22 protein-coding genes are annotated in these 21,113 nt (G+C 55.1%); 2 read left to right on the top strand and 20 right to left on the bottom strand.

Annotated features, from left to right (window positions below; all coding sequences use genetic code 11):
* Nucleotides 1-9 precede the first annotated feature (9 nt).
* The 13 genes from AC6CHQ_RS11065 to rpsF form a co-directional block, all read right to left on the bottom strand.
* Complete coding sequence (locus AC6CHQ_RS11065) at nt 10-822, bottom strand: two-component system regulatory protein YycI (RefSeq protein WP_092053808.1); 813 nt, start codon at nt 820-822, stop codon at nt 10-12.
* Complete coding sequence (locus tag AC6CHQ_RS11060; RefSeq protein ID WP_251239301.1) at nt 809-2,137, bottom strand: YycH family regulatory protein; 1,329 nt, start codon at nt 2,135-2,137, stop codon at nt 809-811. Before AC6CHQ_RS11060 ends, AC6CHQ_RS11065 begins: the two co-directional genes overlap by 14 nt.
* The gene (walK, locus tag AC6CHQ_RS11055; RefSeq protein ID WP_498081560.1) at nt 2,128-3,951 is read right to left on the bottom strand and encodes a cell wall metabolism sensor histidine kinase WalK; all 1,824 of its coding nucleotides are present in this window, start codon (nt 3,949-3,951) and stop codon (nt 2,128-2,130) included. Before walK ends, AC6CHQ_RS11060 begins: the two co-directional genes overlap by 10 nt.
* A gap of 6 nt (nt 3,952-3,957) precedes the next feature.
* Entirely contained in the window at nt 3,958-4,665 is a 708-nt protein-coding gene (gene yycF, locus AC6CHQ_RS11050; protein WP_092053822.1) for a response regulator YycF, read from the bottom strand.
* A gap of 276 nt (nt 4,666-4,941) precedes the next feature.
* A complete protein-coding gene (locus tag AC6CHQ_RS11045; RefSeq protein ID WP_251239299.1) occupies nt 4,942-6,321 on the bottom strand; it encodes a peptidoglycan DD-metalloendopeptidase family protein in 1,380 nt (459 codons plus the stop codon).
* A 573-nt stretch (nt 6,322-6,894) separates the two neighbouring features.
* Nucleotides 6,895-8,181 (bottom strand): adenylosuccinate synthase, encoded by a 1,287-nt coding sequence (locus AC6CHQ_RS11040; protein ID WP_092053829.1) that lies wholly within the window; start codon nt 8,179-8,181, stop codon nt 6,895-6,897.
* A 137-nt stretch (nt 8,182-8,318) separates the two neighbouring features.
* Nucleotides 8,319-9,671 (bottom strand): replicative DNA helicase, encoded by a 1,353-nt coding sequence (gene dnaB / locus AC6CHQ_RS11035; RefSeq protein WP_092053833.1) that lies wholly within the window; start codon nt 9,669-9,671, stop codon nt 8,319-8,321.
* A 12-nt stretch (nt 9,672-9,683) separates the two neighbouring features.
* Nucleotides 9,684-10,130 (bottom strand): 50S ribosomal protein L9, encoded by a 447-nt coding sequence (gene rplI, locus AC6CHQ_RS11030; protein ID WP_092053836.1) that lies wholly within the window; start codon nt 10,128-10,130, stop codon nt 9,684-9,686.
* A complete protein-coding gene (locus AC6CHQ_RS11025) occupies nt 10,127-12,103 on the bottom strand; it encodes a DHH family phosphoesterase (protein ID WP_251239298.1) in 1,977 nt (658 codons plus the stop codon). The genes rplI and AC6CHQ_RS11025 overlap by 4 nt, the downstream gene beginning before the upstream one ends.
* A gap of 11 nt (nt 12,104-12,114) precedes the next feature.
* Nucleotides 12,115-13,056, bottom strand: a complete 942-nt coding sequence (locus AC6CHQ_RS11020) for a YybS family protein (RefSeq protein ID WP_092053845.1) — start codon at nt 13,054-13,056, stop codon at nt 12,115-12,117.
* A 182-nt stretch (nt 13,057-13,238) separates the two neighbouring features.
* Nucleotides 13,239-13,472, bottom strand: coding sequence for a 30S ribosomal protein S18 (gene rpsR / locus AC6CHQ_RS11015; protein WP_092053851.1), 234 nt, complete (start codon nt 13,470-13,472; stop codon nt 13,239-13,241).
* A 42-nt stretch (nt 13,473-13,514) separates the two neighbouring features.
* Nucleotides 13,515-14,027, bottom strand: a complete 513-nt coding sequence (gene ssb, locus AC6CHQ_RS11010; RefSeq protein WP_251239297.1) for a single-stranded DNA-binding protein — start codon at nt 14,025-14,027, stop codon at nt 13,515-13,517.
* Nucleotides 14,028-14,068: 41 nt separating this feature from the next.
* Nucleotides 14,069-14,359, bottom strand: coding sequence for a 30S ribosomal protein S6 (gene rpsF, locus AC6CHQ_RS11005; protein WP_251239296.1), 291 nt, complete (start codon nt 14,357-14,359; stop codon nt 14,069-14,071).
* Nucleotides 14,360-14,615: 256 nt separating this feature from the next.
* On the opposite strand from rpsF, the gene AC6CHQ_RS11000 reads away from it, so the two are divergent.
* Nucleotides 14,616-15,191 carry a DUF3267 domain-containing protein gene (locus AC6CHQ_RS11000; RefSeq protein WP_251239373.1) on the top strand — a complete coding sequence of 192 codons (576 nt, stop codon included), beginning with the start codon at nt 14,616-14,618 and terminating at the stop codon, nt 15,189-15,191.
* Here AC6CHQ_RS11000 and AC6CHQ_RS10995 read toward each other — a convergent pair.
* The 4 genes from AC6CHQ_RS10995 to AC6CHQ_RS10980 form a co-directional block, all read right to left on the bottom strand.
* Entirely contained in the window at nt 15,188-15,577 is a 390-nt protein-coding gene (locus tag AC6CHQ_RS10995; protein WP_251239295.1) for a nuclear transport factor 2 family protein, read from the bottom strand. The two genes, AC6CHQ_RS11000 and AC6CHQ_RS10995, sit on opposite strands and share 4 nt — an antisense overlap.
* A gap of 94 nt (nt 15,578-15,671) precedes the next feature.
* On the bottom strand, nt 15,672-16,772 hold the full coding sequence (ychF, locus tag AC6CHQ_RS10990; protein ID WP_251239294.1) for a redox-regulated ATPase YchF: 1,101 nt from the start codon (nt 16,770-16,772) through the stop codon (nt 15,672-15,674).
* An 89-nt stretch (nt 16,773-16,861) separates the two neighbouring features.
* Entirely contained in the window at nt 16,862-17,065 is a 204-nt protein-coding gene (locus AC6CHQ_RS10985; protein ID WP_092053873.1) for a DUF951 domain-containing protein, read from the bottom strand.
* Between the two features lie 44 nt (nt 17,066-17,109).
* Nucleotides 17,110-18,027, bottom strand: coding sequence for a mechanosensitive ion channel family protein (locus tag AC6CHQ_RS10980; RefSeq protein ID WP_498081559.1), 918 nt, complete (start codon nt 18,025-18,027; stop codon nt 17,110-17,112).
* A gap of 85 nt (nt 18,028-18,112) precedes the next feature.
* Between AC6CHQ_RS10980 and yyaC the strand changes: the two genes are divergently transcribed.
* A complete protein-coding gene (yyaC, locus tag AC6CHQ_RS10975; RefSeq protein ID WP_251239292.1) occupies nt 18,113-18,748 on the top strand; it encodes a spore protease YyaC in 636 nt (211 codons plus the stop codon).
* Here yyaC and AC6CHQ_RS10970 read toward each other — a convergent pair.
* The 3 genes from AC6CHQ_RS10970 to AC6CHQ_RS10960 form a co-directional block, all read right to left on the bottom strand.
* Entirely contained in the window at nt 18,629-19,366 is a 738-nt protein-coding gene (locus AC6CHQ_RS10970) for a DUF554 domain-containing protein (protein WP_251239291.1), read from the bottom strand. The two genes, yyaC and AC6CHQ_RS10970, sit on opposite strands and share 120 nt — an antisense overlap.
* Nucleotides 19,367-19,429: 63 nt before the next feature.
* Nucleotides 19,430-20,272 (bottom strand): ParB/RepB/Spo0J family partition protein, encoded by an 843-nt coding sequence (locus tag AC6CHQ_RS10965; protein ID WP_424237372.1) that lies wholly within the window; start codon nt 20,270-20,272, stop codon nt 19,430-19,432.
* Nucleotides 20,265-21,026 carry a ParA family protein gene (locus AC6CHQ_RS10960; protein ID WP_092053888.1) on the bottom strand — a complete coding sequence of 254 codons (762 nt, stop codon included), beginning with the start codon at nt 21,024-21,026 and terminating at the stop codon, nt 20,265-20,267. Before AC6CHQ_RS10960 ends, AC6CHQ_RS10965 begins: the two co-directional genes overlap by 8 nt.
* Nucleotides 21,027-21,113 lie beyond the last annotated feature (87 nt).

The following is a 21,113-nucleotide window of genomic DNA, read 5'->3' as shown; positions in this document are numbered from 1 at the left end:
TTCGGCCTCCTACTGTTCTTCTTTGATGACTGGTTCGGAAAGTTTATCGAGAACCTTGCCGTCCACTGCGTTGACGAAGTGGTCAGCCGATGTGCCATCTTCCAATTCTATATGAATATGCCAGGTCGGTGCAAACACCTGTGTCTGGGTAAGCTGGACAATCGGCGAGTAGCCTAATTCCACATCGGTGATATTGGAACCGGGTTTCAGGACACCGGACGACCGGTACAGCGCATTGATCGCCTGAATTGGCGAATAAAGATCTTTCTCCACATCAAACTCCACCAGATTGTGGACCATCGTCTGCTCGTAGCCGGTGGCTTCCCGGTCTTCGTTCCACTGTACAATCAGTGTCGAATTTTCATTGTAATAGATTGTGCTGCCGTCATACTTCTGGAAGAAAGTCGCTGTCCGCTTTTCCTGATCAATTTCCCAAAGTGTATAGTCCTCGCCCTGCGGCACGTACTTCTCCAGGAAATCTTTAAAGCTCAGCTTGCCGTCGCCGTCCTCCAGACTGAAAGGCTCATCCAGCTCGGAAACGAGCCTATGTTCGTCAATGATCCGGGGGGTTTGGCCGGACAGCTCCCTCAATTCTGCGGGATCGACCGGCTCCAGTTCGCCGGAAACATTAGATGCCATCTTGATCTCCGGGAGTTCTCCGTAGGTGATATCATCCCCGCTCAGACGGTCTTCAATGCTGTCTTTCCCGAGCACTTCCAGCTTGTCGAACCCATTGATCCGGTTCATATACAGCGAGAACAGGAAGACGTTCAGGATGGCGAATACGACGATGAAAATTGTCTTTGTCTTATTCCAGTCCACCCATGCCACCTCCCGTTCCGGCTTTCTTCACGGATTGCCATTCCCCGTCTTCCTCGTAGAACCAAGCCGGTTCCAGCGTGTACGTGTTATTCGCTTCATCTCGGCGGAGATCGTAGCCACGGACAATCTCCCCTACTTCGGCGAAGTCGACGCTTTCTTCGGCACGGAGTTTTTCCGCCACATCCGTCCCCGGCAGAAGGACTTTTTCAGTCTCCTCGGGCAAAGGATTCGCCAGCACGTAGTAGGGACGTGAGTAGCGGACAACCCTGCCGTCACCCCAAACTTGGGTGATATCGGTCCATGTCATCGTCTTGTCGCTAAAGACCGGGTAACCATCGACGATCAGCTGGTATTTGATCAGCTTGCGGATCGGATCCATGTAGGAAAGGACAAATTCATTAGTCCAGCCGCTATGGCCGTTGACATAATCCAGACTGTCGAGAAGCAGCTCACTCGGTATCGAGACGCCCTGGCTCTCGGCCTTCGTGTCTGTGAAACTCAATGTCCTCAGCTGCGTGTCGACAGTCATCTGGCGTTCAATGTCATAATAGATCTCCTTGTGCTCGCCGGACCTCTCCCGCTCGACAAGACTCGGATCGGGGAAGAGCGCATTCCTGAACTCGGCTGGGCTGACCTCCTGCTGCTGCTGGATAAAGGTCAGGTTGCTGATCGGCTTGCTTTCCGCCGGCACATAAAGATTCAGGGCCTCCTCCCGCTCTACCACGGCATACGGCTCAAACGCTTCCGCCCCGGCCGTCAGACTTTTCAGCCGTTCACCGTCTATCTCTGTTGCCTGGGCAGTGAATCTGCGCCCGCCCTCCCTTCCGATAAAGTGGACAAGGCCTCTGTCCGACTCTGTTTCGATGACAATCCGGCTGAAGCTCGCTTCATTCGTTACCGGCTCGCCGAATCGGAACAGATTGTCCGCGACCCCGAACGGTATGGGGGACCGGAAAAAGAGCGTGATGCGCTCCGGATGATCAACCATACTGTTGACTTCATCAACGGTCACTTCCGGGTCGGCTTCCTGCAGATTTCTGAACGACCATGTCGACATGAAGTCCACCATCGTTTTGATATTTTCCCTGTCCGTGGTGCCGGTCATCCGGTCCCCGGAGTTGGTAATCAGCTTATACGGAAGGATGACATCACTCAGCTTCAGTTTCTCCGCGATGGCGACCTCTACGGCCGGCGCCTGTTCGATCGGCTGGTAATTTGGCCTGAACGTCCAGATCGAGAATGTCAGCGTGATGCTCAGAAGAATGAGCAGAATGAGTACTGCCGTCTTGATAGGCTCTATATATTTCAATCCCATTCACCCGCCTCTTCAACCTCGAATGGAAGCGTGAAGAAGATCGTCGTGCCCTTGCCTTCCTCACTCTCCGCCCAGATATGGCCGCCGTGCGCCTGGATCATTTCCTTGGCGATGGCAAGCCCCAGCCCGGTGCCGCCCATTGCTCGTGAACGGGCCTTGTCGGCGCGGTAGAACCGCTCGAAAATCCGCTTCACATTCGATTCCGGAATACCCATCCCTTCGTCGGACACCGCTATCTTGATATGGTCATCCTCCGCCTGGACGGTAAACCGGACATTGCCTCCGTCCGGTGAGTACTTCAGGGCATTGGAGATGATGTTGTCGATGACTTGGGTCATCTTGTCCATGTCGAGCTCTGTATAGAGCGGTCCTGGCGGAATCAGCCTGACGAACTGTACGTCGTTGGATTTCATGAGCTCGAATCGGTCGATGATCCGGTGGAAGAACTTCACAAAGTCGACGATGTCGGTGTTCAGCTCATACTCGCGGCTATCCATGCGTGACAGCTGCAGAAGGTCCGTGACGAGTCGGATCATCCGCTCCGTCTCGGTCTGTGTGACGTGCAGGAAGGAAGGTGCGATCTCCTCGTCTTTCCACGCGCCGTCAGCCAGCGCCTCGAGATAGCTCCTCATTGAGGTGAGCGGGGTGCGCAGCTCATGCGATACGTTGGAAACGAATTCCCGGCGCTCCATCTCGATTTTCTCCTGCTCGGTGATATCATGCAGGACAACGATCAGGCCATTCACAAACCCGGTTTCCTTCTGGATCACGGAGAAGTTCGCCCGCAGGATATAGGGCCCCTCCGCGTTGCTGAAGTCGATCGTGATCGGATCCTGCATATCGACGAGGTCCTCGAAGGTTTGCTCCTGCTCAAGTCCGAGCACGGCCGGCACGGGACGGTTCAGCACATGTTCCCGTGGGACGCCCAGCATATCGAGGGCCGTGTCGTTGATCAGGATGATGCGCCCTTTCCGGTCGGTCGAAATGACTCCGTCGGTCATATTGGACAGGACCGACGCCAGCTTCCTCCGCTCGGACTCCGTCGAAGACTGTGCTTCCTGGAGTCTTGTCGTCAGATGGTTGAACGCCTTCGCCAGGTCACCGATCTCATCCTGGCCGTATACCCGTACCTTCCGGGCGAAGTTCCCTTTTGCCATGGCGCTCGCCTGCTTGGTCATGTCGGCGATCGGGCGGGTGATCGTCTGGGCAAGGAGGATGCCCAGGATCACGGTGATCCCGAGGGAAAAGGCAGTCCCGCCGGCAAGGATCTGGTTGATGTCGTTGATCTGGCCGAACACCTTCTCAATGTCCGACTGGATGTACACGGATGCGATTACTTCGTCCCCGGAAACAACCGGCATCGCCAGCCCCCAAATCCGGCGCTGCGAAGGTTCATCCAAATAGGTTTTGCTGAATTGGGTACCTGACTGGATAGAATTCCGGACGAGTTCGTCCGCTGTTCGCTGGTTGACAAGATGCTGGTTTTCATATTCCGATGTGGCGAGAATCCGCATCTTGGAGTCGATGACTCTCACTTCGATAATATCATCGGAGGAAAAACCGGAAAGGACCGTATGGAGACTCTCCTCCGGGGAGGGGTCTTCCTCGGTCCTTTGCCGTGTCAATTCCTCCCTGACACTGAATACCAGGAGGTTCACCCGGTCCTCGATTGATTCCTCGAAGTTTTCCTTGAGCGTCTTCTCGAGTTCCTGGGCAAAGTAGATACCGATGACCTGCATCGCGATCAGGATGAGAAGAACGTACATCAGTACAAACTTCAGATGAATGGACCGGAAAAAGCTGACTTTCTGCATCAAAGGTTACTCCTGTTCCGGATTTCTCAGGTAATAGCCAACACCGCGTCTTGTCACAATCCATGCCGGATGGCTCGGGCTGTCCTCGATTTTCTCGCGGAGGCGGCGGATCGTCACGTCGACGGTCCGGACATCACCAAAGTAGTCGTAGCCCCAGACTGTCTGGAGCAGGTGTTCACGCGTCATCACCTGGCCAATGTGCTTCGATAGATAGTGAAGCAGTTCGAATTCCCTGTGCGTGAGCTCGATCTGCTCGCCGCGCTTCTGGACGAGGTACGCGTCAGGCTGGATCGTCAGATGCCCGATGGTAATGTCATTGGACACTTCCTCTTCCGTATCTGCAGGAGCAGCCTGGTGGCGCCGCATATTGGCTTTTACGCGCGCGATCAGCTCGCGGGTACTGAACGGCTTGGTGACATAGTCATCCGCTCCGAGCTCAAGTCCGAGGACTTTGTCGATTTCGGAATCCTTCGCTGTCAGCATGATGATCGGGAAATCATATTTCTTCCGCAATTCACGGCATACTTCCATGCCATCCTTTTTGGGCAGCATGATATCGAGCAGCGCAAGATCAGGCACGGTTTCTTCAACTTTTGCCAGCGCCTCTTCACCGTCATATGCCGTAATGACGTTATAGCCCTCTTTTTTCAGATTGAACTGGAGGATGTCCGCAATTGGCTTTTCATCATCCACTACAAGAATCGTCTTGTCCATGATGGTCTTCCCTTCTCGTTATCAGGTCAATGCCCGTTTCCTTTATGCTATCACGAGATTGCAAGTTCCGCATCTTTGCGGTGCAGGTCTCAACCTATTTATATACCCTCCGGAATGAATTACGGTAAGCGGTGCAGCATCTGTCGAATCCGGGAAATAATTGCCTTATTTCCCGGGCAATAATCGCCTCCGGACGACATATTTCCCGAGAATATGCCGTGAAATATTTAGTCTTAAAAAAACGGCAGGCCCCCCGGCCTGCCGTCCTCCATACGATTACCGCTTTAGCACAGTTAGCGGATTGATGAGTTCCCCGTTTTTGCGCACTTCGAAGTGAAGGTGCACGCCGGTGGAATTTCCTGTGTTGCCCATTACGCCAAGTTTCTGGCCTTGGAGAAGCTTTTGGCCCGGTTTGACGCTGATCGACGATAGGTGGGCATACAGTGTCGTATAGCCGTTTCCGTGGTCGACGACGACCCGGTTTCCGAATCCTCCTTGAGTACCGGTCGCCTTGACGGTTCCCGCGTCAGATGCAAGGATGTCCATACCAGACGGGCGGGCGATGTCAATACCGTTGTGCTGGCGGCCCCAGCGAGGCCCCTTCTTGCTCGAGATATACCCGCCCTGCGCAGGCCATGCAAAGTGCCCTGTGGCAGCGCCAGGCACGGCTTTTGTACCGTTCAGGATAATTTCATCCACCGGTTCCTCGACAACTTTGTCTTCAAGCACTTCCTCGGACATTTTCTTCCCGTTCACTGTCTCAGTGACCGTCAGCATCTCTTTCCTGCCGTCTTTTCCCGCCTGGGAAACCTTATTCTGGCCCTTCAGGATGTTCGGGTCATCTTTAGCGACCTTCTTGTGGGCGATCGCGGTGGCTTCCTTGTGTTTCCGCGACACTGTGACCTCCACGTACGGTTCGTCAACGAGGATTTTCACGGAATCACCCGGAACGAGATCAGCCTGTTGATCCATTTCCGGATTCAGTTCAATGAGCTGCTCCAGATCCATGCCGTGCATTTCTGCGACCGATCCGGGAGTATCGCCTTCTGCAGCTGTGTAGTCCTGCTCGACAGGTCTTCCGGAAAGCAGAAGGTCGAGTGCCTCCTCTTCCGTCATGATGTTATCCGGAGCGGTATAAACCTCCTTGGCCTGAAGATCAGCTTTCAGGGACAGATCCGTCACCACTGTCTGTCCTGCTTCAGGCTCCGGAAAATCGCCGTCTTCCCGTGCGGCTTCATAGCCGTCCAGTTCTTCCTCTGTCATATGGGTCAGCTTGACGCCGCGGATCACCCGTTCGAATGCCCCGGTATCCTTCAGGTGAAACAAGGTGTCATCACCTATTCGGACAGCGACCGACTGCGCTTCGACGGCAAGTGACTCTCCCAGAGTTTCCTTCACGGTTTCCTCATCTGCCGTTTCGGGATTTCCGAACACTTTCTCTTTAACGACATTCAGTTCCCTGCCAACGACCAGATCAAGGTCTTCGTGGGCTGCTTCAGCCTCGGCCTTTTTCTCATCCACCGCATGGTTGACGACTTCCGGGCTTTTGACGGTCCCGATATATTCACCATTCTCATAAACATGATACTGATCATGCAGGCTTTCCTTTGCGAAGCCCGTCCCGGTGAAGAGAAGGGATCCCATAAGTACAGCCAACGAAACTTTCCTGATTTTCCCCGTCCTCTTCCGTCCAGTGGATGGAGAATTTCCTCGGGTATTATCTGTGTTTCCTGTCATCTCATTCCCTTGTCCTTTCTAGGTTTCTCTATCTATATCTCTGTATTTATAATCTCAGCCTTAGCTACTTTAACAGTTCATATATATAGGAACAAGAAATATGGGTCGTTTGTAATGCAAATGTAAAACGGGACCCAATACCCAGTGGACATTCCAGAATATTCGTCTATTATTTCGGTGAAATGACAAGCGTAACGAACAAATCAAAGCTGATAAGGTGCCAATTTCCTTCTGCTCATGCAAGAAACGGCAAAAACCGCTCTCCGGAATGGAGAGCGGCGGCTGCTGAAATAACACGATTACCAGATTGTAGCGGAGGGCCCGAGACTCCTGCGGGAACAGCGGGCCAGGCGAGACCCCGCAGGACGAAGTCCGAGGAGGCTTGCGGGCCGTCCGCGGGCTAGCGGGCGCTGTCAAGAAGAACGGGGTCTGTGACCAGAGCTCCGCTTTGGTCGGCCTGTAGCGAAAACCAGTCTTTCTCTTTATATAGCCTTAGCGCCAGACGCTCTTGATGATATTGGTCTGCGTGCGGTCAGGACCGACCGAGAAGATGGAGATCTGGACGCCTGTCAGCTGAGCGATCCGCTCCAGATAATGGCGTGCATTCTCCGGAAGCTCGTCAAGAGAACGAACACCCGTGATATCCTGGCTCCAACCCGGCATCTCTTCATAGACCGGCTCGCAGTCGTCCAGCACCCGGAGGTTCGCCGGGTATTCGGTGATCAGTTCGCCCTTATAGCGATAGGCCGTGCAGATCTTGACGGTATCCAGACCTGTCAGAACATCGATGGAGTTAACCGTCAGATCGGTCAGCCCGCTCACACGGCGCGCATGGCGGACGACGACACTGTCGAACCAGCCGATGCGGCGCGGACGGCCCGTTGTTGTGCCGTATTCCTTGCCCACTTCACGGATGCGGTCGCCGACTTCATCGAACAGTTCAGTCGGGAACGGCCCATCGCCGACACGTGACGTGTAAGCCTTGCAGACACCGACGACATGGTCGATTTTCGTCGGGCCGACACCTGCGCCGATCGTGACACCGCCGGCAACCGGGTTCGACGAGGTGACAAACGGGTACGTCCCCTGGTCGATGTCGAGCATGACGCCCTGCGCGCCTTCGAAGAGGACACGGCGGCCGTCGTCCAATGCATCGTTCAGCACTTTCGATGTATCCGTCACATACTGTGCGATCTTCTGCCCGTACTCGTAGTACTCGTCGAGGATATCTTCCACTTTGAAGCCTTCCGTCTCATAGAACTTCTCAAGAAGACGGTTTTTCTCCTTGAGGTTACGGGTCAGCTTCTCTTCGAAGACTTCCTTATCAAGAAGGTCGGCGATCCGGATGCCGATCCGTCCGGCCTTGTCCATATAGGCCGGACCGATTCCCTTTCCGGTCGTGCCGATCTTGTTGTCTCCCTTGCGGAGTTCCTCGACTTCATCCAGCTTGATGTGGTAGGGCAGGATGACGTGCGCCCGGTTCGAGATGCGGAGGTTCTCCGTCTCGACTCCGCGGGCATGGAGCCCTTCCAGCTCGGTGACAAGCGCCTTCGGGTCGACAACCATCCCGTTGCCGATAACCGAAATTTTATCCTTGTAGAAAATTCCCGACGGAATCAGGTGAAGCTTATACGTCTCTCCGCCGAAAATGATCGTATGGCCTGCGTTGTTTCCGCCCTGATAACGGGAGATGACCTCCGAGTTTTCCGACAGGAAATCGGTGATTTTCCCTTTTCCTTCGTCTCCCCACTGCGTTCCGACTACCACCACTGATGGCATAGATCTGCACCTCCGATGGACGGCCTGTTGTTCACGTCCGATTTCAAACAGATATAGTGTACCAATGATCCGGTAACGGGTCAAGAAAAACCCGAACGCACAGATGCACTCCAGCATCGAACGTTCGGGTTTTAAAGTTATGCCGGTGGTGCCTCATGTTGGCTCCAGTCGACATTGACGAATTTGTTGTATTCCTTCACAAATGCGAGTTTTACCGTACCGGTCGGGCCATTCCGCTGCTTCGCGACGATGATTTCAATCATGTTCTGGTCTTCGGTCTCTTTGTCATAATAATCCTCGCGGTAAAGGAATGAGACGATATCGGCATCCTGCTCGATCGAACCCGATTCACGCAGGTCGGACATCATCGGGCGCTTGTCCTGCCGCTGCTCGACGCCACGCGACAGCTGCGACAGGGCAATGACAGGCACTTCCAGTTCCCGGGCGAGGCCTTTGAGCGAGCGGGAGATTTCCGAGACTTCCTGCTGGCGGTTCTCGCCGGGTTTGCCGCTGCCCTGGATCAGCTGAAGGTAGTCGATCATGATCATGCCAAGTCCGTGTTCCTGCTTGAGCCGGCGGCATTTGGAGCGGATTTCGCTCACACGTATGCCGGGTGTATCATCGATGAAGATGCCGGCGTTCGACAAACTTCCCATCGCCATCGTGAGCTTCCGCCAGTCTTCGGCTTCCAGTGCCCCCGTCCGCAGCACCTGCGCGTCAATATTCCCTTCCGCACAGAGCATCCGCATGACCAGCTGGTCAGCGCCCATCTCGAGGCTGAAGATGGCGACATTCTCGCCGGCTTTCGTCGCCACGTTCTGTGAGACGTTCAGCGCGAATGCCGTCTTACCGACAGACGGACGGGCTGCAACGATGATCAGGTCGTTGCGCTGGAAACCTGCTGTGATGTGGTCGAGGTCACGGAACCCTGTCGGAATACCGGTGACCTCGCCTTTCCGTGTATGGAGCAGTTCAATATTGTCGTAGGTCTGGACGAGGACATCCTTGATGTGCTTGAAGTCACCCGCATTTTTCCGGCTGGCAACCTCCATCATCTTCTTCTCGGCCTCTGCAAGCACCGCATCGACCTCATCCTCACGGGTGAAGCCGTCTTCGACAATGCCCGTCGCAGTCCGGATCAGCCTCCGGAGAAGTGCCTTCTCCTCAACGATTTTCGCATAATAAGCAACGTTCGCCGCTGTCGGTACGGCATTGGCAATCTCGGTAAGGTAAGAGATGCCCCCGACGTCCTCAAGCTCTTTTTTTGCCGAAAGTTCCTCGGTGACGGTAACGACGTCAATTGCCTGGCCGCGGTCGCTGAGGGTCACCATTGTCCTGAAGATTTTCTGGTGGGAGACCCGGTAGAAATCTTCAGGCACGAGCGTCTCCGCCGCCGTGATGAGCGCCTGCGGCTCGAGGAAGATCGCCCCGATCACCGACTGTTCGGCTTCGTTGTTGTGTGGCGGGATGCGGTCAAACTGCTGTTCCATTCCGTTCTCTCCTTATTCTTCCGTCACGTGCACCTTGAGCGTCGCAGTGACGTCCGGATGGAGCTTGATCGGAACATTGGTGTAGCCGAGTGCGCGAATGGCATCCGGAAGGTCCATCTTCCGCTTGTCGATCTTGATGCCCTGCTGCTTTTCAAGCGCCGAAGCGATCTGCTTCGTCGTGATCGAGCCGAACAGCCGGCCGCCCTCACCCGATTTCGCCTTGAGCTCAACCGTCAGCTGCTCGAGTTGGCCCTTCAGGTTATTTGCATCGGCCAGTTCTTCGGCAGCATCCTTCTCGGCACGTTTTTTCTGGCCTTCGAGCTTGCTCATATTCGCTGCTGTCGCTTCGACGGCGACATTGTTCTTGAACAGGAAGTTCTGTGCGTAACCGACGGAGACTTCCTTGATGTCTCCTTTTTTAGCCTTGCCTTTTACGTCTTTGAGGAAGATTACTTTCATTCTTCTGTTCCCCCTTCTGTCATTTCATATATCGTATCTGTCAGCATGGCCAGTGCCTCACTGACAGAGTCCGTATCGAGTTGTGCCGCTGCATTGGTGAGGTGTCCGCCTCCGCCAAGCCTTTCCGCGATCAGCTGGACATTCAGGTCTCCTAGAGAACGTGCGCTGATGCCGACCCGTCCTTCAGGCCGGAGCGCCACGACAAACGACGCGACGACGCCCTTCATCGTGAGCAGCGTATCCGCTGTCTGGGCGACGAGGACCGGACTGTGCACCTGGCCATCGGCTCCGTGCGCAATGGCAATGCCGCCCTCGAGAATATCCACCGTCCGGATGATGTCCGCCCGTTCCAGATACGTGCCGATGTCTTCCCTCATGAACCGCTGGATCAGAACCGTATCTGCTCCGTTAGAACGGAGGTAGGAAGCCGCCTCAAATGTACGGGAGCCCGTCCTGAGTGTAAAGCTCTTCGTATCGACGACGATGCCGGCCAGCATCGTGGTGGCCTCGAGCGGCAGAATTTTTTCGCCCTTCGGCTGGTATTCAAGGAGTTCTGTTATAAGTTCAGCCGTCGAGGATGCATACGGCTCCATATAGACGAGCAAAGTATCTTCAATGAATTCCTCACCGCGCCGGTGATGGTCGATGACGACTGTTTTTTCCGCCTTGCCCAGGAGCCTTTCGTCTACGACGAAATTTGGACGGTGCGTATCTACGATGACGAGGAGTGTCCGGTCCGTGATGATGCCAAGTGCATCATCCGGCGTGATAAAGTGCCGGTACAGGTCCGGCTCCGAGCGGATTTCTTCCATGAGGCGGAGAACGCTTGCGTCAAGCTCGTCCGGATTGATGACGACATAGCCTTCGACGCCGTTGAGATGCGCCATCCTGCGCACGCCGACAGCCGCCCCGATGGCATCCATGTCGGGCAGCTTGTGGCCCATGATGACCACTTTGTCGCTTTCCTGGATCAGGTCGCGCAGTGCATGTGAGATGACGCGCGCACGGACCCGCGTACGCTTCTCGACGGGATTTGTCTTGCCTCCGTAGAATTTGACACGGCCGCTCGGCTGCTTGATCGCCACCTGGTCGCCTCCGCGCCCGAGGACGAGATCAAGGCCCGACTGGGCGAGTTCCCCCAGCTCCGGGAGAGAAGCGGAGTCAGCTCCGATTCCGATGGAGAGGGTGAGTGCCGAGCTTTCCCTTGCCGTCTCTTCACGGATTGAATCGAGAACGCGGAACTTGTCTTTCTCGAGATCGTGGAGGATCGACTCGTTCAGGACGGCGAGGAAACGGTCAGAGCTGAACCGTTTCACATAAATGCCGTATTCGGCGCCCCAGTCGTTGATGCGGGTGGTCACCAGGCTGTTCAGCCTGCTTTTCGTCTGGTCGTCCATGCCGGAGGAAAGCTCGTCATAGTTATCAACCAGAATCATGCCGAGCACAGTCCGGTCGGCATAGTAAAGCGTTTCGATTTCCAGCTGTTCGGTGATGTCGAACAGATAGAACAGCTTTTCATCCGGCTTGTAGATGACCTTGTATTTCCGGTTGCCGAGGGAGAGAACCCCTTCATGATCGGCTCCGTCCTTGATGAAGGTCTTGAAATCCTCAGACAGCCCGAACAGCTCCTCGCCGATGAGCGTGTCGTGCTCAAGCAGCTGGGACATGTAGGGGTTTGCCCACTCGATCGTGAACTGGTCGTTAATGAGGATGATGCCGATCGGCATTTCGAGGAGTGCTTCCTCGCCGACCTTCTTCATCCGGACGGACAGGTTCTCGATATGCTTTTCGGTCTCCGCATAGGTCCTCGCTTCCATCCGCCAGGCGGCTGCAAGTGCGAGGACGGCGACGATCAGCCATGCGACGGCCGCCCATTGATTATAAATCCAGATCGGGACGGTCGCCCCGAGAAAAAGCACCGTCAGGACCGCAAGCGGTGTCCGTATCGGCCGTTGTCTGAAAAAACTTCCCATTCGTCAGCCACTCACTTTCCTTTGCTTCCTGTAATGAATCCCCTCAGCTTGAAGCCGATGTCGATGATCCCGAGCAAAGAGATGATCGGGAACAGCAGCGGCGCCAGGAAGACCGCGAACAGGAGGAGCCAGCCCGGTTTGCCGGAGGCATGGAGGAGATACGCGATCAATGACAGACCCTGCAGGAAAAAGAGCGTGCGCAGGATCAGCATCGCATTCATGACGATCAGATAGCCCGTCGATCCGGGCTCGAATTCACCGATCAGTGACGCGACCAGCACGATGACATAGTAGAGGAGGAGAACCGCAGGCAGCCTCATGTCACGGAACCTGGAAAACTTCGGCACCGCCGTACCCAGCTTCCGCATAACCGGGAAGAGGATGGCAAGCGTCACGAAAGCGGTCCCGTACGAAACGAAGATGAATGCGGACGGGATGAGCGTTTCCACCTGCAACAGAGCAACGGAAACCATCTCATCATATTCTGCCGGCTTCTGGCCCATGCGGTCCATCATTTCCCCCGCCTGGGCGTACATCGCACGCATCTGTCCGGTCATTTCAGCGATGATGTTCATATTCAGCAATAGTGCGGCGGCCGCGTACTGCAGTACCCCGGTGATGAGGACCGCGAGCCCCGACGCCATGAAAATATACAGTTTGGACTTGCCGGTCCTTATACCGTCCCCGATGATGAATCCGACAGGAGCATTCAGCAGGGCCAGAATCAGCCCGCCAGGACCGGCGATCAGGAAGGAGAGAATGACCCCCGCGCCCGTCACCGTCAGGGACGGGCCCCGGCTGTAGCGCGCACTGTAGAGCGCCACCGGCAGCGGGATGAAGAACACCGTGAGCACACCGAGTACCGGCACATAATAAGTGATGGCCGCGAGCAGTGTGAACAAGGCGGCCATCATCGCGCCGAAGGTCAGTCTTCTCGCGTTGTCGTTACCCATGGTCAGCCTTCTTTCCAATAGGATATCCACCGTTTTTTCAAGTGGAATCTTCCTATCATTGTATCATGTTTTCCTGCCGGGACCAAAAAGGGGACGGGCCTCCCGCGGTTGCCCGCAGCGCCCGTCCCCCGGATAGAAAAAAGACATTCCGGCATGGGCCGGAACGTCCTTTGTTCTCATGATCAGCGCTCTTCCGTAGTGAATGGAAGAAGACCCATGATACGGGCACGCTTGATGGCAACTGTAAGCTTGCGCTGCCATTTTGCGCTAGTACCCGTCACACGGCGTGGGAGGATTTTCCCGCGCTCGGAGATGAATTTCTTAAGCAGATCGACTTCTTTGTAGTCGATGCGCGTGATGTTGTTGGACGTGAAGTAGCAGACCTTACGGCGTCTGCGTCCGCGACGTGGTGCCATACTGGTTCGCCTCCTTTATTCTTGGATTTACCGGCGTGATGATCAGAACGGCAGGTCGTCGTCCGATACTTCGATCGGACCGCCGCCCGGCGAGAACGGATCATCATCGGTGCGTGTATAGTTATTCTGATTCGGGGATTGCCCCTGATAATTGTTATTGTTGAAGGACGGCTGGCTTTGCTGAGGCTGGCCCCCATAAGACGGGGAGGCCTGCTGGCTGCGTTCGCCGCCTGCTCCGCGAGGTTCCAGGAACTGGACGCTGTCCGCAACGACTTCAGTCATGAAGACGCGCTTTCCGTCCTGGCCGTCGAAACTGCTCGTCTCAATGCGGCCATCGACACCCGCGAGGCTTCCTTTGCGCAGGAAGTTGGCCACGTTCTCGGCCTGCTTCCTCCAGGTCACCACGTTGATAAAGTCCGCATCCCGCTCTCCGCGCTGGTTCGTGAACGGACGGTTCACGGCGAGGGTGAATCGGGTGACGGCGAGGCCTGACTGCGTGTATTTCAGTTCAGGATCCTTTGTAAGTCGGCCGACCAGGACAACACGGTTAATCATCAGACAACAACCCCCTTTTGTGGATTCTGTTTAACGGAGAATCATTGCTCGTCTTCGCGGACTGCGATATGACGGATGATGTCTTCGTTGATATTCGCAAGACGTGTGAATTCATCGATTGCATTTGCGGGTGCGTTGGTTTTTACGATATGGTAAATTCCTTCGCGGAAGTCGTTGATCTCGTAAGCGAGACGACGCTTGCCCCATTCTTTTGACTCGATGATTTCCGCACCTTCCGAAGTGAGGACTCCGTCAAAGCGCTCAACGAGTGCTTTTTTCGCCTCATCTTCGATTTTCGGCTGGATGATGTACATAACTTCGTACTTGTTCATCAAGATGTCACCTCCTTGTGGACTTGTGGCCGGCCGCTGTGCGGCAGGCAAGGAGTAAAATATTCAATACTTACTCACATCGGTTTATTCTATCACAGCACCTATCCGGTTTCAAGTGTTTTCTATGGAAAGTCCGGAGAAGAAAGTTGTCGTATAATTTGTTGGATGGGGCAGGTTGATTTTCGCTCCAGGCGGACGCTTACCGCTGCAATCAACACCAAACAGACATTTAAAACTAGGGGGCAATGCAGTGAATATGGAAGAACTTGAAGCCCGGGAGCCGGATCGGGTGATTGATTTGGATCTCCGGCGGGTTATGAAGCAAAGTCTTTGGCTGACGGGTGGGAGTGCAGTCATTCTTTACCTGGCGGCCTTTCTTGTTCGGCGGGATTTGTCTGTGTCACTGTCCCTCCCGGGAATCCTGATAGGCTTCCTGCTGTTCGCCGTCGGCTACGTTGTGCTGATTGTACTGCACGAGGCGTGCCACCTGCTCGGTTTCCGGATTTTCGGCGGGGTGCCGTTCCGGAAAATGGACTATGGGGTCAATCTGGAGATGGGCATTGCCTATGCGACGACCGAGATTCCGCTCCGGAACCGGCCGATGCGGCGGGCGCTGCTCCTGCCGCTCTGGCTCACCGGAGTGCTCCCCGGCATCATCGGCATCTGGCTCGACAGCCATCTCCTGATCCTCTTGTCCGCTTTCCTTATCGGCGGAGCGGCGGGCGACCTGGAGATGAACCGCCAGCTGAAAAAACTGCCGGACAACTGGCTGATCCGGGATGACCCCGAGAAGCCGAAACTGTATGCCTATAATCCCGATGCCCTTAATTAAGAAGCCGGATTGCCGTCCTGTCTAAAACTTCCATATGTTGTAATTTCCCTGATTGTATGTTTGCCGGCGCTGACAAAGAGGAACACATGGCAAAACTCATGGAGAACTCCTTTTTCCGTCAGGATCCTGCCGTTGGCGGCAGCGGTTTTTCCGTGCGTGATGATCGTCAGGATCTCCAATTCGGCTATTGCCGGAAAGGCCGACACAAATTCTGCGGTTTCCTCTTTACCGGCCAACAGCCGGCCACCGGCAACCTGCCAGCTGACGTCTTCCGCCAATACCGGCATGACTTCTTCAATATTCCGCCCAGCCATGGCGATAATCAGTTCGTTCAGCACTTTTTTCTTGGGAGCATTCCCGCAATCGTTTGGACTGATGATCTTCATCTCACTTACAGCCTCCTTTTTTGCACCTGTCGGCGAATATCTTCAGGTTGCACAAAACCCGGTTCCGCACAATTGCGGAGCCGGTTTTTTATGATCAGACGTTAAAGCGGAACAGCATGACGTCGCCGTCCTGAACGACGTATTCCTTGCCTTCCAGGCGGACTTTCCCGGCTTCCTTGGCAGCGGGCATAGACCCCGCTTCAAGCAGATCTTCATAGGAGACCGTCTCCGCGCGGATAAATCCGCGTTCGAAATCGGTGTGGATGACGCCAGCACACTGAGGTGCCTTCATGCCCTTGCGGAACGTCCAGGCACGCACTTCCTTTTCGCCTGCCGTGAAATAGGTGGCCAGTCCGAGCAGGTTGTAGGCTGCGCGGATCAGCTGGTCAAGACCGGCTTCCTCGATGCCGAGTTCTTCGAGGAACATGGCTTTCTCGTCATCATCGAGCTCGGCCATTTCTTCCTCGATTTTCGCGCAGACGACAATGACTTCCGCATTATCGCCCTTCGCGAATTCACGCACCTGCTGAACGTATTCATTGTTGTCCGGATCCGAGATCTCGTCTTCCGAGACGTTTGCCACATACAGCATCGGCTTGATCGTGAGAAGGTTCATGCTTTTGACGACCTTCAGCTCGTCTTCTGTGAATTCCACGGAACGGGCCGGCTTCTCGTCCTCGAAAGCCTCTTTCAGACGCTTCAGCAGCGGCTCTTCAATCATGGCTTCCTTGTCTTTCGACTTGACCATCTTCGACACGCGTGTAAGGCGCTTGTCGACACTTTCCAGGTCGGCGAGAATCAGCTCGAGGTTGATGATTTCAATGTCATCGATCGGGTTTACCTTGCCGGACACGTGCGTGATGTTCTCGTCGGCAAAGCAGCGGACGACTTGGCAGATCGCGTCGACTTCACGGATATGCGAGAGGAATTTGTTGCCGAGGCCTTCCCCTTTGCTGGCGCCTTTGACGATCCCCGCGATATCGGTGAACTCGAATGCGGTCGGCACCGTCTTTTTCGGTTTGACAAGTTCCGTCAGTTTGTCGAGGCGCGCATCAGGCACTTCGACGATCCCGACGTTCGGGTCGATCGTGCAGAACGGGTAGTTTGCCGCTTCCGCCCCGGCTTTGGTGATGGCGTTGAACAGGGTCGACTTCCCGACGTTCGGGAGCCCGACGATTCCGGCAGTTAATGCCATGGGTTTCCACAACCTTTCAATCTATATCAGTTCAATGAATTCGATACTCACAACCAATTAAGTATAAGTAGAAAAGGCAGGGATGTCCATCATTCCCCTGCCTCTGCACGTTCAAGCATCTTTTTCATCTTTTTCTCGAAATCGCGCCGCGGAATCATGACGCTGTGCTGGCAACCGGTGCACTTGATCCGGATGTCCGCTCCGAGGCGGATGATCTTCCATGCATTCGTGCCGCACGGGTGCGGCTTTTTCATCTCGACCACGTCTCCGATGCCATATTGTTTCGGCTCCACCGGGACCACCTCCGGGATTCTGCTTTCCTCATAATTCTAACACGTCAGCCCGATGGTTTCGAATCCACCATGACCATTTTCGGATACGGGATCTCGATTCCGTTTTCCTGGAGGAATTGCTTCAGGTCCATGCGCAGCCGGCGCGCCAGACCGAAGTGCATCATCGGGGCAGTTTCCGCGGAGATTCGCATGACGACGTGGTTCGGTTCCAGTGCCTGCACGCCAAGCAGGTCAGGCGGGGCCAGCAAATCCCCGTAGTTTTCATCATCCATGAGGCTCGCCAGGAATTCCTTGATCAGCGACTCGGCTTTCGGAATATTTGTCTCATAAGAGACCCTGACATCAATGATCGCCAATGAGTTGTAGATGGACGAGTTGACGACCTCCTGGATATTGCCGTTCGGGATGATGTGGAGCTCCCCCGTGTAGACCTTGATCTTGGTCGTGCGGAGGCCGATCTCCTCGACGGTGCCCTCAGCCTCGCCGATACGGACATAGTCACCAACCGAGAACTGGTCCTCGAAGATAATGAAGAATCCGGTGATGACGTCCTTGACAAGGCTCTGTGCACCGAAACCGACCGCCAGGCCGAGCACCCCGGCCCCTGCAATCAGACCGGCGACATTGATATTGAACGTCGACAAGATGGCGAGGATCGCCGCAAAGTAGACGACGTAGGAAATGACATTCTCAAGCAATTTGAGAAGTGTGCGCTCCCGCCGGTCCGAAAGCGGACGCTTCAGCCTGACGCTGAAGATCCGCCGAAGAACCGCCTTGCCGATGCGGACGACCAGGCCGGCAAGGACGATGATGAGCAGGATTTTCAGGGCAATCAAGCCGACATTCAGCCAGAGTGCCTCGCTTAGAAGTGCATCTTTCGCCTTGCCGAATAAATCGAAAGACTTCTGAATTTCCTCACTGAATTCTTCTGTTGCAGGTATTTCCGTTTTTTCGGCAGCCATTTCTGTGTCCACCTCCTCTGTTTCCTGTATATCCTCTCAGATTCCAGCGTATACTTCCAAAAACACGCATAGAAAAGAGGTTCATATGATCCGCATCGGGACGAGTTCTGAACAGGGTCGTTTCCATTACACGGAGACGGGGGCCGCCTGGAGAATCGCCTCCGTCCTCCTCCGCCACATACCGTTCGGCGAACGGACGGTCCGCTTTGTGTGCATCGGGACTGACCGCTCCACAGGGGATGCCTACGGACCGCTGACCGGAACCGCGCTTACGGATCCCGGCAGTTTCCGCCACCCGGTCCTCGGCACGCTCGACATGCCGGTCCATGCGCTGAATCTGCAGCGGATCGCCGAGACAGAAGGGGATGTGTTCACTGTGGCGATTGATGCCTGTCTTGGAAGAGCCGAACACATCGGACAGATTGTCATCGAAGACCGACCGCTTTTTCCGGGCCGGGCCGTGGGAAAGACGCTGCCGCCGATCGGTGACCTGTCGATCAAGGGCGTTGTCAATGCCGCGGCTCCGAACAGCCAGGAAGTCCTCCAGAATACCCGCCTGCATCTGCCATTCATGATGAGCCGTGTGACCGCAAGGGCGATCTCACTCGCCTGCTGCCGGCATGAAACCAAACCCGTACAGGAGTCCGGTTACGAGGGCCACGATGAGGATGCCCGGGATGAGGTTGGCCACCCGGATCTTCGTCAGCCCGATCAGGTTTAGTCCGATTGCAAGAATCATGAGGCCGCCGGTTGCTGTCATCTCCTCGATGAAAAACTGCATCATGTCATCCGGGATAAATCGGCTGATGACCGATGCGAGCATCGTGATCGTCCCCTGGTAGAGTAAGACGGGTATGACGGAGAGGATGACGCCGATACCGAGCGTCGAACTGAGAATCAGCGCGGTAAAGCCATCGATGATGCCCTTCGCAATCAGCACGTCGTGGTCGTTCCGGAGCCCGCTGTCAATCGCCCCGATCACCGCCATTGAGCCGATGACAAAGATGAGGGTCGCCGTGACGAACCCCTGGGCAATGCCGCCCTGGCCATCCTCACCGGGACTCTTGCCTGCCTTGGACTCCATCCAGCGGCCGAGGCGGTTCAGTTGTCCATCCAGGTCGAGCCATTCGCCGATGGCCGCTCCGACGACAATCGAGATGATGACAATAATGACCTGTGAAGTGGCAAAGCTCATCTGGATGCCGATGACCATGACTGCGAGGCCGATGGCATAGGTCACCGTCTCCCTGATGCGTTCGGGTATCCTTCCGAGAAACCGGCCGATGACCGATCCGATAATGATGAGGAGCACGTTCACCAGTGTTCCGAATAATGCCATAAGGATCTCCCCGTTCCACAAAAAATAGACCGCCCTTTTTCTCAGCAGAAAAAGGGCAGATGGTTATTGCTGCTGGTCCAGAAGCTCGAGGATCCGTTCCAGATCGTCATCGGAGAAAAATTCAATTTCGATCTTTCCGCGGTTCTTCGTTTTTCGGATGTTGACGCTTGTGCCAAAGAAGTCACGGAGTTCCGTTTCTTTCTCGACGATGAAAATATCTTTCTTTTCTTTTTTTGTTTCACGTGGAACATCTTCATTCATTCGCTGGACCAGTGCCTCAAGCTGCCGGACATTCAGGCCTTCAGCGACGGTTTTCTGGGCGACCGGACCGATTTGCGCTTTCTTTTTGATACCGAGAAGCGCACGTCCGTGTCCCATCGACAGCCGTCCCTCCGAAAGCATTGAACGGACTTCTTCCGGCAGGGAAAGGAGTCGGAGGTGGTTGGCGATATGAGGCCGGCTTTTTCCGAGACGGAATGCCAGCTGTTCCTGTGTAAGGCTGAGAGCATCCATCAGCTGCTTATAGGCTTCCGCCTCTTCGACCGGATTCAGGTCTTCCCGCTGGAGATTCTCCAAAATCGCCAGTTCCATCATTTGCTGGTCGGTCATGTCACGGACGACGGCAGGCACCGAATCAAGCCCGGCCTCACCGGATGCGCGGAATCTCCGCTCGCCCACGACGATTTCATACTTACGGCCTTTTTTCCGGACGATGATCGGCTGGAGAACGCCATGTTCACGGATCGATTCAGTCAGTTCTTGAAGGCTTTCCTCAGCGAACACCTTCCTTGGCTGATACGGATTCGGCTTCAGAAGTTTCAGATCGATCTGTTCCACATGTTCGGACTGTTTCAAAGACTCTCCGGGAAAGAGTGCATTCAGCCCCTTGCCTAGGCCCTTAGCCATTGCGGATCACTTCCTTCGCCAATTCTAAATAAACTTCAGCTCCGCGGGACCGCGGATCGTAGACTATGATCGGTTCACCGTGGCTCGGTGCCTCGCTCAGCCGGACGTTGCGTGCAATGACCGTATGATACACCTTGTCCTGGAAGTACTTTTTCACTTCTTCAATGACCTGGATGCCGAGGTTGGTCCGTGCATCAAACATCGTCAGGAGGACACCGTCGATCATCAGGTCCTGGTTAAGATGTTTCTGGACAAGCCTGATGGTCGAGAGAAGCTGGCTCAGTCCTTCCAGGGCATAATATTCGCACTGAACCGGGATGATAAGTCCGTCCGATGCGGTGAGCGCATTCAGCGTCAGCAGGCCGAGGGAAGGCGGGCAGTCGATAATGATGTAATCGTACTCGCCTTTCACCTCATCAAGCGCATGCTTGAGGCGCACTTCACGGGAAATCGTGGAGACCAGTTCGATTTCCGCTCCGGCAAGTGCAATGGTCGCCGGGAGAACATGAAGGCCCTCCACCTTCGTCTGCATGACTGCGCTGCGGACCTCGGCATCATCGATCAGGACATCGTATATGCAGTTCTGGACATCGCCTTTGTTGATGCCGACTCCGCTCGTCGCGTTCCCCTGGGGATCCGTGTCGATGAGGAGCACCTTCTTGCCCAGATGGGCGAGGCAAGCGCTCAAGTTGACGGAGGTCGTCGTTTTTCCGACGCCGCCCTTCTGGTTGGCGATCGATATGATTCTTCCCACAATGCACCTGCTTTCCAACTGCTTGGTTGCGGTATTGGCCCGGTCTCAATTGGCCGGGCGGCTCATTCCTTCTATTCTACCAAAATT

It is taken from the genome of Bhargavaea sp. GQ12 (genome assembly GCF_059758705.1).
This window is presented reverse-complemented; position numbering and strand designations above follow the sequence as displayed.